Source organism: Peribacillus simplex (assembly GCF_900156045.1).
Lineage (GTDB): Bacteria > Bacillota > Bacilli > Bacillales > DSM-1321 > Peribacillus > Peribacillus simplex_D.
In genome coordinates this window covers 908,233-923,344 of sequence record NZ_FTMX01000001.1, presented here as the reverse complement: position 1 = coordinate 923,344, position 15,112 = coordinate 908,233, and the positions used below count along the sequence as shown (strand labels likewise).

Below are 15,112 nucleotides of genomic sequence, written 5' to 3'. Positions count from 1 at the left end.
CCAAACAAAAACGCCTTTTATTTATGGGATTTCCTTCAAAATCCAATAAATAAAAGGCGTTTAATTTTTTTTAACCGGCATAAAAAATTTGAAGTTGCCGATTAGAAAAAATCAAGAAGCAACTTCTTCCTGTCCTTTACCTCCAGACGGAGAGTTCCTATTTATATTTAGCGGCTCTAGCCTTTATATGGTCAATTGTTCCTTACAACCGGTTTTGCCCCTACCCCTGTCAAGAAGCTTTATGTTCGAGGCGCAGCTTATCGGCAACCATGGCAATGAATTCGGAATTTGTAGGTTTTGCCTTAGTCATGCTTACGGTATATCCGAAAAGAGATGATATGGATTCTATATTTCCACGGCTCCAGGCCACTTCAATCGCATGCCGGATAGCACGTTCAACACGACTGGCCGTAGTATTGTATTTTTTTGCGATATCCGGATATAAAACTTTGGTGATAGAACCCAATAGTTCAATATCATTATATACCATTGATATCGCTTCCCTTAAATACAAATAGCCCTTAATATGTGCAGGCACTCCAATCTCGTGAATGATGCTCGTGATGCTGGCATCGAGGTTCTTCGGCTTGGATTCATTTTGGGGACGATAGCTAAATTGACTATGATTTTTTAAAACCGCCTGCCCTTTACCGCTTACCTGACGTATGTGATTGGCCAGATTTTCCATATCGAATGGTTTCAGGATAAAGTAAGACGCACCCAAATCAACAGCTTTTTTCGTTACATCTTCTTGACCAAAGGCAGTAAGCATAATCACATTAGGCATAGCACCCCGTTTTACTTCACGAAGTTTTTCTAATACACCTAATCCATCTAAATGAGGCATGATAATATCGAGGATCAATATATCCGGATCAACGCTTTCAAGCATTCCCAGGCAATCTTGACCGTTATGTGCCACCCCAATTACTTCCATGTCTTCCTGTGCAGAAATGTATTCTTCCAGAAGGCCAACAAGTTCTCTATTATCATCTACAACGCACACCTTAATTTTTTTCACGCTTGATTTCCTCCTCAACTACAATTGGTCTTTTTTTCTATATGACTAAATTCTATTGTAATTGAACTTTTCGACAATGGAAACTAAATTCCTTTTATTTTTGAAAAAATATAAGGAATTCAATATTATTCTCCGGATATCTCTTGTTTTCGACTTCGTTTGCTATTCGAATAAAGCGATTGTCGAAAAATCTTCATATCGTTATCATTTTATCATACCATTTCAAAAAAACCTCTATTTTTTGAAGAAATCAAATTTAATTCCTACCTAAAATCTATGTTAACCATAACTTCCCATTAAAAAGGGGCATCCCAAAGGATACCCGGATTCTTAGCTTGCCTTTTCATAATTATTTTTGTCGTATATATTTATACCGGCTTCGTTTAACATCCATTCGATATGGACTCCATACCCACTTGTAGGATCATTAACGAATACATGGGTGACTGCACCGATTAATTTCCCATTTTGTATGATAGGACTGCCGCTCATACCTTGAACGATCCCACCTGTTTTTTGCAGCAATTCTTTATCCGTCACTTTTAAGACCATTCCTTTAATTGCAGGAAACTTCTGTGGTATGGAACTGACGATTTCGACATCGAATTCCTCCACTTCAGAACCATCCACCACTGTAAGGATTTTTGCTGGTCCTTCCTTTACCTCATGGGAAAGGGTGATGGGGAGTGGCTTATCGTTAATTCCATTTTTAAAATCTTGATTTAATTTCCCAAAAATTCCAAAGGGACTATTGCGATTGATATTTCCTATTTTTTCTTTATTAGAAGAAAAGCGTGCCAATTTTTCTCCGGGATCACCATTGCTTCCCTTTTCGATGGATGTGACCGTCGATTGAACAATCTGTCCGTCCTTAACAACAATCGGCTTTTTTGTATCCATATCGGATATGACATGTCCCAACGCCCCATATTTTTTTGAATCCGGGTGATAAAACGTCATCGTTCCGATACCAGCTGCCGAATCACGGATATACAAACCCAATTTGTAAGTTCCTTCATTCTTATCTTTTAGAGGTAATAGGGTACTGTGGAGCACTTCGTTATCACGGTTAATGACAAGATTCAACGCCTCACCCTTTTCGCCTGCCTGCTGAACAAAAGGGGTTACATCCCCCATCTTCTTTATCGTCTGACCATTGATTTCTGTAATAATATCACCGATTTCAATTTTCGCTTTTTCTCCCGGTGATTTTTTCCCCTGCGCAGTATCAATAAGATGATGACCTACTACGAGCACCCCAAGAGTATTAAGCTTCACTCCAATGGATTGGCCACCAGGCATGACTTTAAAGTCTTTTAACACCCTGATGTCGACCTTTTTGGCAGGCAAGCCTGCTACATCGAGTAACACTTCATTCGTACCTGGTTTCTCAGCACCAAGCGTAATCGAGGCTTGTTCATCATGAAGTGAAATTCCATCACTGGATCCCGAAGTTTTTGCAGAAACAGGCAATGATTTGGAAATACTATATTGACTTCCTTCAAATAGTACAAGATGATTTGGAATTAAAAAATATTCACGAGATGGCTGGTATAACCCTAATGTTAATAGCGAAACAAGGAGAATTCCACCGATGATCCTGTTTATCCATATAAATTTCAATCCATTCACTCTCCTCGCTCTCTGAAACTTAATGGCTACACCTTTAATTTAGCCCTCATGACAGTCATTTATAACAGGTGCAAAAAATAAAAGCTATCCGTTTTTGGATAGCTTTACAATGAATGCTTATGATTAGTTTAATTAATCTTCTTATCGACCCTTCAAGATGTAATTTTCAGCCTTTTGGCAAGCTGGATTAATTCATTGGCATGTTGTTTCGTCAAATCCGTTATCTCCACTCCTGAAATCATCCTGCCAATTTCTTTTATTTTTTCAGTTTCAATTAACGGCTTTACCGAGGTATTCGTGCGTCCGGCCCTTACATTTTTCGCTATGAAAAGGTGAGTATCCGCCATAGCTGCCACCTGTGGCAAATGGGATATGCAAAGTACTTGTGATCCAGTTGCCACTTTATAGATCTTTTCGGCAATGGATTGCGCAACCCTTCCGCTCACACCTGTGTCCACTTCATCAAAGATAATGGAAGTTATGCCTTGGTGCTTAGAGAATATGCTTTTCAATGCCAGCATGATTCTCGACAGTTCACCACCAGATGCAATTTTAGAAAGAGGTTTTAATGGTTCACCTGGATTGGTGGAAATATAAAATTCCATTGAATCCAGCCCTGACTGATTGATGCCCCTATCTGACAATTCATCGAAAGTATAGGCCGTTTGAAGGAAATGTGGTTCGAAAATTGTCTTTTCCATGTATAAATCTTTTAATTCCTGATGAATCTTTTTGGTTAGCTGCTGAGCGAATTTCTGGCGAAGTTCAGACAGATTCTTTGCTTCGACAATTAAATCTGCCTTGATGGATTTCATTTCCTTTTCAAGCTTCGCTATATGGGTTTCCCTATTTTGCAGTTTTTCGACTTCTTCTTCGATAGCGGCCCCATATTCCAGGATTTCCTCGATGGTCCGCCCGTATTTACGTTTTAATTGATTTATTTCATTAAGGCGACTTTCAATGAATTCCACTCGCTCTGTATCATAATCCAAAGAGTCTAATTGGTCACGGATGTTAGACACGGCCTCTTCAAGCAGGAAGTAACTATTTGAAACGGTTTCAGAGCTGTTCTTTAAACCTTCATCAAGCCCTGCCGCTTCCTCCAAATTATTCATGGCTACTGAAAGCCAATCAATTGCATGCTGCTCACCATTTAAAGCATTATAACTGGTTTGCAGCGCTTCATGGATTTTTTCGAAATTATTAATTTTCTTCCGCTCTTCCATCAATTCTTCATCTTCGCGTAATTTCAAATCAGCTTTTTGGATTTCATCGAATTGAAATTGAATCAAATCAAGGCGGTGGACCATTTGCTGTTCATTTTGGCTCAAACCATTCAATTGTTTAGAAGCGGTTTCATAACGTTTATATAGCTTTTGGTATTCAGTGAGTGCAGATGCGATTTTTTCACCGCCGAATTGATCGAGCAGTGGAAGATGGAGTCGTTCGTCCATTAATTCCTGATGTTCATGTTGACCATGGATATCTATCAACGTCCGTCCTATCTCACGTAAGGTGGAAATCGTTACAAGCTTTCCATTTACCCTGCAAACGCTTTTGCCGCTCAGTGAGATATCCCTTCGAAGTATCGCCATCCCATCATTCATATCGATGCCAAACTCTTCCGCTTTGGCAAAGACCGGGTGTTTTTCATCTTCAATTTGGAATAATCCTTCTATTTCAGCCTTCGACTCACCATGCCGAATGAACTCTGCAGAACCACGTCCCCCAACCAAAAGATGAACGGCATCTATTATGATTGACTTCCCTGCCCCTGTTTCTCCTGTCAAGACCGTCAAGCCTTTCTCAAATGAAACGGACAGGCTGTCTATGATCGCAAAATTCCTAATCGATAGTTCTGTTAACAAACTAGGTCACCTCACAACATTATTAGAGCATGTCCAAGAATTTGCCGGAAATGATCTTTGCATCTTCCTCAGAACGGCAGATGATTAAACAAGTATCGTCGCCGCCGATCGTCCCGAGTATTTCTTGCCAATTTAAATTATCAATCAATGCACAGATTGCCTGGGCATTACCTGGGAGCATCTTCATAACCAGTAAATTGTTGGCTGAGTCAATGCGTACAAATGCATCGACAAGGATTCTCTTTAATTTTTGAAGTGGATTGAAACGTTGGTCGGCCGGCAGACTGTATTTATACCTTCCATCCGTTAAAGGAACTTTTACAAGGTGAAGCTCTTTAATATCCCTGGAAACAGTGGCTTGAGTCACATTGTATCCAGCTAATTTCAATTCTTCAACTAACTCATCCTGGGTTTCGATATCATTATTCGTTATAATGTCCCTTATTTTTATATGTCGTTGTCCTTTATTCATAAGTAGAAGCACCTCTTCTCAACTGTTGCTCATTTAATGGTAATGGCATCACTTTCATTTCTTACTTAAGCAGGCTGTCCCAATACGGGATTGCTTCGGTCATCAGTACGTGCAAATAGGCCGCTTGTGAAAGTGGCTAATATTAATGTTATCGGATTTTTATGCAATTGTACAACTTTTTCTCTAAAAATGAATACAAGTCTATTATTTGTACTTACCTATTTTATATATCCAGCGATAAATGATTCAAGTCATGACCCACAATGTATAGTTAAAAAGCTCCTTTAGCCAACCATTCAGCCAAAGGAGCCCATACAAAGTTCTAGCTATTCTTTTTTAAATTGGGCATGGGCCTCTCCAACGATGTCATCCACCGTTTTCGAAAGCAATATCGCTCCACCTTCCTTCGTACCTTGCCAGTGTAAATGAAGTAAGAATTCAATATTTCCGTCACCGCCGGTAATCGGTGAGAAGGAGGCATCCTTAATATCATAGCCCTCCTTTAAAGAAAAAGAAATGATCTTATCCAACACTTGTTTATGGATTTTGGGATCACGAACAATCCCCTTTTTACCCACTTGATCCTTCCCAGCTTCGAATTGCGGTTTAACTAAGGCAACGACATCACTATTCGGGACGAGCAAGGTCTTTAATACCGGTAAAATTAACGTAAGCGAGATGAAAGAAACATCAATGCTTGCAAAGTTTGGCATCTCCCCATCTAGATCGGCGGGTGTAACATAACGGAAATTGGTCCGTTCCATTACTTTTACCCGCTCATCCTGCCTAAGCTTCCAGGCAAGTTGATTATAGCCGACATCAAGTGCATAAGACATTTTGGCGCCATTTTGCAAAGCACAATCCGTGAACCCACCAGTTGATGATCCTATATCAAGCAGTATTTTTCCATTCACCTGTAAATCAAATTCCCTTAATGCCTTTTCAAGTTTAAGACCGCCTCTTGAAACGTAAGGCATGACTTTTCCTTTGATCGTAAATTCGAGATCGACCGGCACTTTTTCCCCCGGTTTCTCATACCTTTCTTCATTCGCGTAGACAAGGCCTGCCATAACCATACGTTTCGCTTTTTCACGTGTATCGGCCAAGCCTTGTTCTACAAGTAATACATCTACTCTTTCTTTCATTACTTTCATATTGTCAGGCCCTTTTTTCTTTTTTGGGTGTTATCATTTTAATCTTTTTGATGGCTGTCTCAGTCGTTAAACCGATCTCTTCAAGAAGTTCATCGACACTTCCATGTTCAATGAAATAATCAGGTATTCCCATTCGATCTATAATTGCCCCATAAAATCCTTGATCATGAGCATATTCAAGTACAGAGCTACCAAAACCACCTTGAAGAACCGCTTCTTCTATTGTCAAGATTGGCATTTTTTCACCAAGGAGACTGCTTAGCATGTTCTCATCCAAAGGCTTAATGAACCGGGCATTGATCACCTTGACTGAATAATCCTCTTTCTCCAGCAGTTCCGCCGCTTCAAGAGCCATGGGAATCGTTGTTCCGAACGTTAAGATGGCAGCATCCGTTCCTTCTTTAAGAACTTCCCACGAACCGATTGGAATCTGCTTTAAGTCGGTATCCATCACAACTCCCCAACCATTTCCACGAGGGAAACGCATAGCAATCGGACCATCATTATATTTTAAGGCTGTATTGACCATATGCTGACCTTCGTTTTCATCTTTAGGCATCATCAACACCATATTCGGAACATGGCGTAAGAAAGCAATATCGAAAACGCCTTGATGCGTTTCACCATCGGAACCAACCAATCCAGCACGATCGATCCCTATGAATACGTTCAAATTTTGACGGCAGATATCATGAACGACCTGGTCATAAGCTCTTTGCAGGAAGGTTGAATATATGGCCAGGAAAGGTTTCATTTTTTGCGTTGCCAATCCTGCAGCAAAAGTTGCAGCATGCTGCTCGGCAATCCCTACATCATAGAAACGCTCTGGGAACTCTTGAGAAAAGCCCACCAACTTCGATCCTACGGGCATTGCAGGTGTAATCGCGACAATCCGCTCATCTTCACGAGCTAGCCTGCTGACAGTATCGCTTACAAGAGCGCTCCAGGCAGGACCTTTACTAGGGGATTTCACGAAATCGCCAGTCTCGATCTTATATGGGCCTGTCCCATGCCAGTTCCCTGTTGTATCCAATTCGGCAGGTGAGTATCCTTTGCCTTTTTTCGTGATGACATGCAGCAGTACAGGTCCCTTCGTTTTCTTGGCATATCTTAAATTCTCCAGCAATTCTTCATAATTATGACCATCCACTGGTCCAAGGTATGTGAAACCAAGCTCTTCGAAAAAGATTCCTGAGACCAATAAGTACTTCATGCTATCCTTCAAGCGTTCAGCTGTAGCTGCAAGTTTACCACCGACTGCAGGAATTTTTTTCAAAAGCAGCTCCAATTCATCTTTAGCCCAGTTATATTTACCTGCTGTCCGCAATCTTCCCAATATCGTGTGTAATGCACCTACGTTAGGGGCTATGGACATTTCATTATCATTCAGGATAACGATCATGTCCTTTTTTTCATCACCGATATGATTCAACGCTTCAAGCGCCATTCCGCCTGTTAGTGCGCCGTCCCCGATTACAGGCAAAATAAAACTGCTTTCACCCTTGATATCACGGGCAGCCGCCATGCCCATTGCAGCTGAAAGGGAAGTCGAACTGTGACCTGTTTCCCAAACATCATGGGGGCTTTCAATCATTTTAGGAAAACCGCAAAGACCTTTATATTTCTTTAAGGTGTCGAACTCCCCTGCCCTGCCAGTCAGGATTTTATGGACATAGGATTGATGTCCGACATCCCATAAGATTTTATCATTCGGACTGTCGAATTCTTTATGCAAGGCTATAGTCAACTCGACGACACCCAAATTGGGCCCAATATGCCCACCGGTCACCGATAATTTTTCCACAAGGAATTTACGTACTTCCACACTTAACTCGACAAGTTCTTCATTATTCATCTTCTTCAAAAAAGAAGGGTCTTTTATAGATAGAAGATCCAAACAGGACCACTCACTTTCTGTAATTTTCGGTGGTAAGCATAAACAAAGCCTCATTAATGAGGACTATGGATGTCTAGACCGAAAAATTGGTTTTAAGTTAAAAAATAGCCGCCAACACCCAGGTGATTTCGGCGGCTTATTATACCTATTTTATCACGTATTTCAATAAAAAAATTCATTTTGATTTTCACATATTTTTGCACAATGAGTATACCATAAAACCTCAATTGATAACAAATTTAGCCACAATCAATGATTACGGTTCGCTATTAAATCAGTCAGTTCATTCAACAAACCCGTTTGTAAAGTTGTATTTCCTAAAGCTGCATGAGCAAGTTCTATATGATGTTCCAACTTTTCCTTTGCCCCTTGAAGCGTAAGTAAAGAGGGATATGTGCTTTTATGATTCCCCACATCACTGCCAACCGGCTTGCCGATCAACTCGACTGACCCTTCAATATCCAGGATATCATCGCGAATTTGAAAAGCAAGCCCCAGGTGGTATGCAAAATCACGTAAATGCAGTTGCTGTTCTTCATTCGCCCCGGCCAATATAGCACCGGAAAGGATGCTTGCAGTCAATAACTTCCCTGTTTTATGTTCATGTATATACTCCAATTCCTGAAGGGTCAACTGTTTATTTTCACCTTCCATATCCGCAACTTGACCTCCAACCATCCCTTCGGCTCCGGCAGAGCTCGCAATTTCGCTTACTAGGTTCAGCTTCATTTCAGCCGTCACCTCGGGATCGATCATATCCGTCACCAATTGAAAGCTATATGTAAGAAGCGCATCACCTGCCAGTATTGCTACCGCTTCACCGAACACTTTATGGTTCGTCGGTTTTCCGCGCCGGAGATCGTCATCATCCATCGCCGGAAGGTCATCATGAATCAAAGAATATGTATGAATCATTTCAATTGCAGCCGCTGCAGGAATCCCCATCCTCAAGTTTTTTCCAAAGGCCTCCAGAACCGCAAAGACCAATAACGGGCGAATCCGTTTACCTCCTGCCTCCAGAGAGTAGATCATGGCTTCTTTGACCACTGCAGGAGCCTTAAGTTTATTGACATATTCCACGATTTCCCGTTCTATAACCGCCTTATATTCTTTAGAAAACATTTCAAAGGACGCCGTACCCATGTCATTCTTCCTCCTGTACAGCGAAGTTTTCAAGTTCTCCATCTTCGCGTAAAATTTGAGTCAACTGATCTTCAACAGCCTTAAGCTTTGAATGGCAAAGCCTAGATAAATCCATTCCTTGTTTATATATGGAGATGGCTTCTTCCAAGGGTACATCGCCTTCTTCCAACTGCTCTACAATTTTTTCGAGATTCTCCATCGCTTCTTCAAATGTAGCTTCCTGTTTTTTTGTCATGGTTCAATCCGCTCCTTTATATCTTTAATTTCACATTCAAGTGTTCCATCTTTTATCGAAACCGCTATCTTATCCCCTTTGGTTACTTGCTGTGTACTTTTCACTAATGTCTCATCCTCAGCAAAAACCAAACCATAGCCCCGTTCCATGATTTTTAGTGGACTTAGGGCAGATAAAGTGGCTGTTATATGGACGAACTGCTGTGATTTTTGCCGATAGATGGCTTCCATGGCCCTTCGTAAAACCTTTGCATGCTGCTGTAATTCATCTTTCGCATTTTTCACCGCTTGTTCAGGATGCTGCTTTTTCAGAATATCGTTCAGCTGATTCAGCTCATCTCTCTTTTTCATGAAATATCGCGTGCTGGTCCTGCCTAGCCTGTCCATCGTCTTGTCTAGCTGTTCCAGCTTCTGTTCATACATTTTATGTGGATAACGGAAGGCATAAGACCTCTCCATCCTGGTCAAACGGGTCCGTTCAAAATTCACCGCTTCTTGAATGGAGCGAGTCAATCGGTTCTTGCGGTTCATCAGGCGCTCGAGTATTTCATTCAAGTGAGGAACCGCTAACTCTGCTGCACCGGTCGGTGTAGGAGCACGCATATCGGCGACAAAATCAGCAATTGTAAAATCGGTTTCGTGACCGACAGCAGAAATTACCGGTATATCGGAATCATAAATCGATTCAGCCACTACCTCCTCATTAAACGCCCATAGTTCCTCGATCGAACCTCCGCCCCTTCCGACAATGAGAACATCGCTTTCCGCCCTTGCGTTAGCCATGGAAATTGCCTTGGCAATCGATTTAGCTGCATTATTCCCTTGTACAAGTGCTGGATAAACGATGATCCTGGCGATTGGATATCTCCGCTTGATGGTTATCAGGATATCTCTTAATGCAGCTCCGGTCGGCGATGTTATGACACCTACAGATTTTGGGTACTGCGGGATCGGCTTCTTGTGTTCTGCCAAAAACAAACCTGCCGCCTCCAGCTTTTTCTTCAGCTGTTCATAAGCAAAATACAAATCCCCTACACCATCAGGGGCCATGCTTTTCACATAAAGCTGATACTGTCCCCCTGCTTCATATAATGATATATCGCCCTTAACAAGTACCTTCATACCATTTTCGGGCAGGAATTTCATCCCTTTATTATTGGCGGCAAACATAACGGAGAGGAGTCGGGCCTTCTCATCCTTTAAAGTAAAATACATATGTCCGCTTGTATGTTGTTTAAAATTTGAAATTTCACCTTTTATGTATACATTTTGCAAATGGGGGTCGGCATCGAACTTCCTTTTGATGTACTTCGTTAAAGCCGACACACTCAAATATTGTTGGTTGCTCATATTATGTCTCCTTCCGATGGAAGTCGGATATAAAGAAAACCGCCTTAGATTACACTTGAAACTTGTTCAATCCATGAATGGAAAAAAGCGGTCTCCCGTTATTATAAAACAAGAGGTCCGCTTCTTTAAAATAATTTAACGTTTTTTTCAGTTTTTTACTGCTTGCTCGTTCTGTTCAAGTGCTTTTTGAGCAGATTTGACCGTATTCTTCATAAGCATCGTAATCGTCATTGGACCAACGCCTTTAGGAACAGGTGTAATGTATGAAGCCTTTTCTTTCACTTCATCAAACGCTACATCACCGCAAAGCTTCCCTTCATCATTCCTGTTCATACCGACGTCAATGACGACTGCGCCTTCTTTAATATGGTCACTCGTGATCGTGTCCCTCTTTCCGACTGCTGCCACAACGACATCGGCTTGCTTAGTATAATAGGCAAGATCCTTTGTCCGTGAATGACAGTAAGTAACGGTTGCATTTGCATTTAAAAATAATTGTCCGGCAGGTTTTCCGACGATATTACTTCTCCCTACGATGACAACATGCTTACCTTCAAGGTCATAGTCGATATACTCAAGCATCACCATGACGCCGTAAGGAGTACAAGGTAAAAATGCATCTTGTCCCGTCATCATCCGCCCGATATTAATCGGGTGGAATCCATCTACATCCTTTTCAGGCGAAATCGCTTCAATGATCGCCTTTTCCTGAATATGCCCAGGCAATGGCAGCTGCACCAATATACCATGAATGCTGTCATCCTGGTTTAATTCAGCAATGCTCTGAATCAATTCCTCCTGAGTAAGTTCCGCAGGCTTTTTAATTAATACGGAATGCATGCCCAAGTCCTCACAGGCCTTTTGCTTATTGCGTACATAAGTTTGTGATGCTTGATTGTCACCCACCAGGATTACAGCCAAACCCGGAACGATATTTTTTTCACGTAACTGTTGAACTTCCTTACTGATTTCCTGCCTAACTGACTCCGCAATTTCTTTACCATTAATGATTTGAGCTGACATGTGTTTATTCCTCCCAAGTTAATTTTGCTAAAGAAATTGCTGAGAAAATCCTTGTTCAAGGCTGCAACTTTAGCTGCCGCTTTTCACCTTCACTTTGGATAAAACGGCATTTACAAAGCTGCTCGATTGATCATCACCGAATTTCTTAGCAATTTCAATAGCTTCATTCATTGCAACACTTACAGGAACATCTTCACTGTGAACCATTTCATAAACCGCGATCCGCAGTAAATTCCGATCAATGTTCGCCAGTCTTTCCAACGTCCAATTCTCTAAATTGTCCCTGATCATTCCATCAATTTGTTCTCGATTTTCCGTAATCCCCATTACTAATTTCTTGAAATATTCATCAGTAGGAGCACCATCCAGTACGCTTTCCATTGCCTCTTCTGCATTAGAGTTGGCAATATCCATCTGATATAGTGCTTGAAGGGATTTTTCACGGGCTTCTCTTCTTTTCATAATCTTACTCCTTTAACATCTACTATTATATATGAAAATGCTAGAACAAACGAACATTAAATAACATTTTTTCAAAAATATTAAGATTTTTGCTATATTATTTAAATAATAAGCTAAATCCCACTAAAATTAAGGCCAAAATACTCAATATCTTGAATCAAGATAACTTTTCAAGATTACTTTCCAATTAAACGGCCAACACAGTCCCATACTTTTTGAAAGTGTCAAAAAGCTCATGCCTAGCTTTCATGCTCATATTTCACCTTTTACACTCTAACAGAAATCACCCTTGAATTAAAGGGAAACTTCCAGATACCGCCTTATTATGTTCATTTAAATTTAATATTATAAGCAGGCACAAAATTAGGGGTATCATGGAGTATACATTCAAAAAAACAAAAACCCGGCTTTTTGCCGGGTTTTTGCAGGTGTGAATCGAACGAAGCCACTTACACTTCTTGTTCGTAATCCGCTTCTTGTTTAGCGTTTTCAAACGCAATGCCCACTACATGAATGTTCACTTCGCCAGCGTCGATAGCCGTCATATTCAACAAAGCTTCACGAATGTTATCTTGCACTTCCTGAGCAACTTTCGGAATTGAAACACCAAACTTCATGACACAATAAAGTTCGACTTTGATGGATTCTCCCGTTAAGTCCACTTTAACGCCTTTACCGTGGTTCTTTTTACCAAGCTTCTCAACGACACCCGTAGCGAAATTCCCGCGCATATGTGCAACACCTTCAACTTCCGATGCAGCGATACCCGCAATCACCTCTATCACCTCAGGCGCAATCTCCACTTTGCCCAGACCACTATTATAATCATTCATTTCCAGTAATTGGCCTTCCATCTCACTCATTCAAAAGCACCTCCTGTCTTCCTTTACATTATGAGTTCATTACATCATATATTTCAAGGAATTTGGTATTAAATTCCCCGGAAACAAATTGTTCATGTTGAAGTAACTTAATATGGAAAGGAATTGTGGTACTGATCCCTTCAATGACAAACTCACCCAAGGCGCGTTTCATCTTCTCGATCGCCTCTTCTCTAGTCGGTGCATGGACGATCAATTTAGCGATCATGGAATCATAATACGGCGGTATCGAGTATCCAGGGTATGCCGCGGAATCCACACGAACTCCGTAGCCGCCTGGCGGTAAATACATTTGAATCTTACCTGCGGAAGGCATGAAATTCTTTTCTGGATTTTCCGCATTTATCCGACATTCGATAGACCATCCGTTAAAAGTGACATCCTCTTGTGAAAGCGAAAGTTTGTTACCTGAAGCAACTTTGATTTGTTCTTTAATCAAATCCACGCCTGTTACCATTTCCGTAACTGGGTGTTCAACCTGGATACGTGTATTCATTTCCATAAAGTAGTATTTTCTATTCACATAGTCATAAATAAATTCTACTGTTCCGGCACCTGAATAGTTAACGGCAAGTGCAGCCGTTACTGCAGCCTGCCCCATTTCCGCACGTGTTTCACCATCCAACGCTGGTGACGGGGTTTCTTCAACAAGTTTTTGCAAACGTCGTTGGATCGAACAATCACGTTCACCTAAATGGATGGCGTTGCCATGATTATCTGCCATGACCTGTATTTCAACGTGACGGAAATCTTCGATGAACTTTTCAATATACACGCCAGGATTACCAAATGCCGTCGCGGCTTCCTGTTGCGTGATGTTAATGCCTTTAATGAGATCTTCTTCCGTCCTTGCGACACGGATACCTTTACCGCCTCCGCCAGCAGTAGCTTTGATGATGACTGGATAGCCCATTTCATTAGCTAAGGCTACACCTTCATCCGTATCTTTAATTATGCCTTTAGAACCTGGTACGATCGGTACACCAGCTTTGCGCATGGTTTCCCTTGCTACATCCTTTGTTCCCATTTTATTGATCGCTTCGGGGCTAGGGCCGATGAAAATGATATTGCATTCACGGCATAGCTCAGCAAAGTCGGCATTTTCAGCTAGGAATCCATATCCTGGATGAATTGCATCAGATCCCGTTTTCTTGGCTGTACTGATAATGTTCGTTGTATTTAAATAACTGTCTTTTGATAATTTAGGACCGATGCAATATGCTTCATCCGCAATTTGAACATGTAATGCTTCTTTATCTGCTTCTGAATAGACTGCAACAGTCTCGATTCCTAATTCCTTGCATGCCCGGATGATACGGACAGCAATTTCCCCACGATTGGCAATTAATACCTTTTTAATCATTTAGAAACAGCTCCTCATTCCGGCTTTACTAAAAATAATGGTTGACCATATTCTACTAGCTGCCCTTCTTTTACAAGGACTTCAACGATCTCACCGCTTACTTCAGCTTCGATTTCATTGAAAAGTTTCATGGCTTCAACGATGCAGACGATGGAATCCCCCGTTACTTTATCGCCTGCTTTTACGTATGCAGGTGAATCCGGTGCAGGAGATTGGTAGAATGTCCCAACCATCGGTGAAGTGATTTTATGTAAATTTTCCTGTTCGGTGACGGCAGCAGCAGGCTTTGCAGGTTCAGCAGCTATCGGCACTGCAGGGGCAGGGGCCGCTGCGGGTTTGACCTCTACAGCTGCATTGGCTTGAACAACATCTGGAGCAGCTGCTGGTTGTAATACTGTACCCGTTTCAGTTTTTTTCAATTTAATTTTCGTTCCTTCATTTTCAAAAACGAATTCACTGATATTTGATTGATCGACTAGCTTAATAATTTCACGAATTTCTTGCACTTTCATTTTGTGGCACCCCTTGTCTAATTTAATATGAGTTTGTGAGGCAATAATATTTTATGTAACCTTACCCTTAGCTTATCCTACTTTGTCCAATACTGCACAA

14 protein-coding genes are annotated in these 15,112 nt (G+C 41.2%); all 14 read right to left on the bottom strand.

Translation table 11 applies throughout. The features are described 5' to 3' along the window. Positions 1 to 229: 229 nt before the first annotated feature. The 14 genes from spo0A to accB all read right to left on the bottom strand — a co-directional run bounded on the left by spo0A (position 230) and on the right by accB (position 15,012). Positions 230 to 1,021 carry a sporulation transcription factor Spo0A gene (spo0A, locus tag BW986_RS04390; protein WP_034308269.1) on the bottom strand — a complete coding sequence of 264 codons (792 nt, stop codon included), beginning with the start codon at positions 1,019 to 1,021 and terminating at the stop codon, positions 230 to 232. Positions 1,022 to 1,351: 330 nt separating this feature from the next. Further along, positions 1,352 to 2,644, bottom strand: coding sequence for a SpoIVB peptidase (gene spoIVB, locus BW986_RS04385; RefSeq protein WP_076365437.1), 1,293 nt, complete (start codon positions 2,642 to 2,644; stop codon positions 1,352 to 1,354). 161 nt (positions 2,645 to 2,805) lie between these two features. Continuing rightward, a complete protein-coding gene (recN, locus tag BW986_RS04380; RefSeq protein WP_076365435.1) occupies positions 2,806 to 4,521 on the bottom strand; it encodes a DNA repair protein RecN in 1,716 nt (571 codons plus the stop codon). A gap of 22 nt (positions 4,522 to 4,543) precedes the next feature. Then, positions 4,544 to 4,993, bottom strand: coding sequence for a transcriptional regulator AhrC/ArgR (gene ahrC / locus BW986_RS04375; RefSeq protein ID WP_034308279.1), 450 nt, complete (start codon positions 4,991 to 4,993; stop codon positions 4,544 to 4,546). A gap of 326 nt (positions 4,994 to 5,319) precedes the next feature. Continuing rightward, a complete protein-coding gene (locus BW986_RS04370; RefSeq protein ID WP_076365433.1) occupies positions 5,320 to 6,147 on the bottom strand; it encodes a TlyA family RNA methyltransferase in 828 nt (275 codons plus the stop codon). Between the two features lie 4 nt (positions 6,148 to 6,151). Then, the gene (gene dxs / locus BW986_RS04365; RefSeq protein WP_076365431.1) at positions 6,152 to 8,044 is read right to left on the bottom strand and encodes a 1-deoxy-D-xylulose-5-phosphate synthase; all 1,893 of its coding nucleotides are present in this window, start codon (positions 8,042 to 8,044) and stop codon (positions 6,152 to 6,154) included. Between the two features lie 249 nt (positions 8,045 to 8,293). Beyond that, complete coding sequence (locus BW986_RS04360) at positions 8,294 to 9,187, bottom strand: polyprenyl synthetase family protein (RefSeq protein ID WP_076365429.1); 894 nt, start codon at positions 9,185 to 9,187, stop codon at positions 8,294 to 8,296. Position 9,188: 1 nt separating this feature from the next. After that, positions 9,189 to 9,422 carry an exodeoxyribonuclease VII small subunit gene (locus tag BW986_RS04355; RefSeq protein ID WP_034308286.1) on the bottom strand — a complete coding sequence of 78 codons (234 nt, stop codon included), beginning with the start codon at positions 9,420 to 9,422 and terminating at the stop codon, positions 9,189 to 9,191. Beyond that, the gene (gene xseA, locus BW986_RS04350; RefSeq protein WP_076365427.1) at positions 9,419 to 10,771 is read right to left on the bottom strand and encodes an exodeoxyribonuclease VII large subunit; all 1,353 of its coding nucleotides are present in this window, start codon (positions 10,769 to 10,771) and stop codon (positions 9,419 to 9,421) included. The genes BW986_RS04355 and xseA overlap by 4 nt, the downstream gene beginning before the upstream one ends. Before the next feature lie 147 nt (positions 10,772 to 10,918). Next, the gene (folD, locus tag BW986_RS04345; protein WP_076365425.1) at positions 10,919 to 11,794 is read right to left on the bottom strand and encodes a bifunctional methylenetetrahydrofolate dehydrogenase/methenyltetrahydrofolate cyclohydrolase FolD; all 876 of its coding nucleotides are present in this window, start codon (positions 11,792 to 11,794) and stop codon (positions 10,919 to 10,921) included. Between the two features lie 69 nt (positions 11,795 to 11,863). Then, on the bottom strand, positions 11,864 to 12,256 hold the full coding sequence (nusB, locus tag BW986_RS04340; protein ID WP_076365423.1) for a transcription antitermination factor NusB: 393 nt from the start codon (positions 12,254 to 12,256) through the stop codon (positions 11,864 to 11,866). A 449-nt stretch (positions 12,257 to 12,705) separates the two neighbouring features. Further along, the gene (locus tag BW986_RS04335) at positions 12,706 to 13,110 is read right to left on the bottom strand and encodes an Asp23/Gls24 family envelope stress response protein (RefSeq protein ID WP_222620245.1); all 405 of its coding nucleotides are present in this window, start codon (positions 13,108 to 13,110) and stop codon (positions 12,706 to 12,708) included. Positions 13,111 to 13,147: 37 nt separating this feature from the next. Next, a complete protein-coding gene (accC, locus tag BW986_RS04330) occupies positions 13,148 to 14,500 on the bottom strand; it encodes an acetyl-CoA carboxylase biotin carboxylase subunit (RefSeq protein WP_076365421.1) in 1,353 nt (450 codons plus the stop codon). Positions 14,501 to 14,514: 14 nt separating this feature from the next. After that, positions 14,515 to 15,012, bottom strand: coding sequence for an acetyl-CoA carboxylase biotin carboxyl carrier protein (gene accB, locus BW986_RS04325; RefSeq protein ID WP_076365419.1), 498 nt, complete (start codon positions 15,010 to 15,012; stop codon positions 14,515 to 14,517). Positions 15,013 to 15,112: the final 100 nt, after the last annotated feature.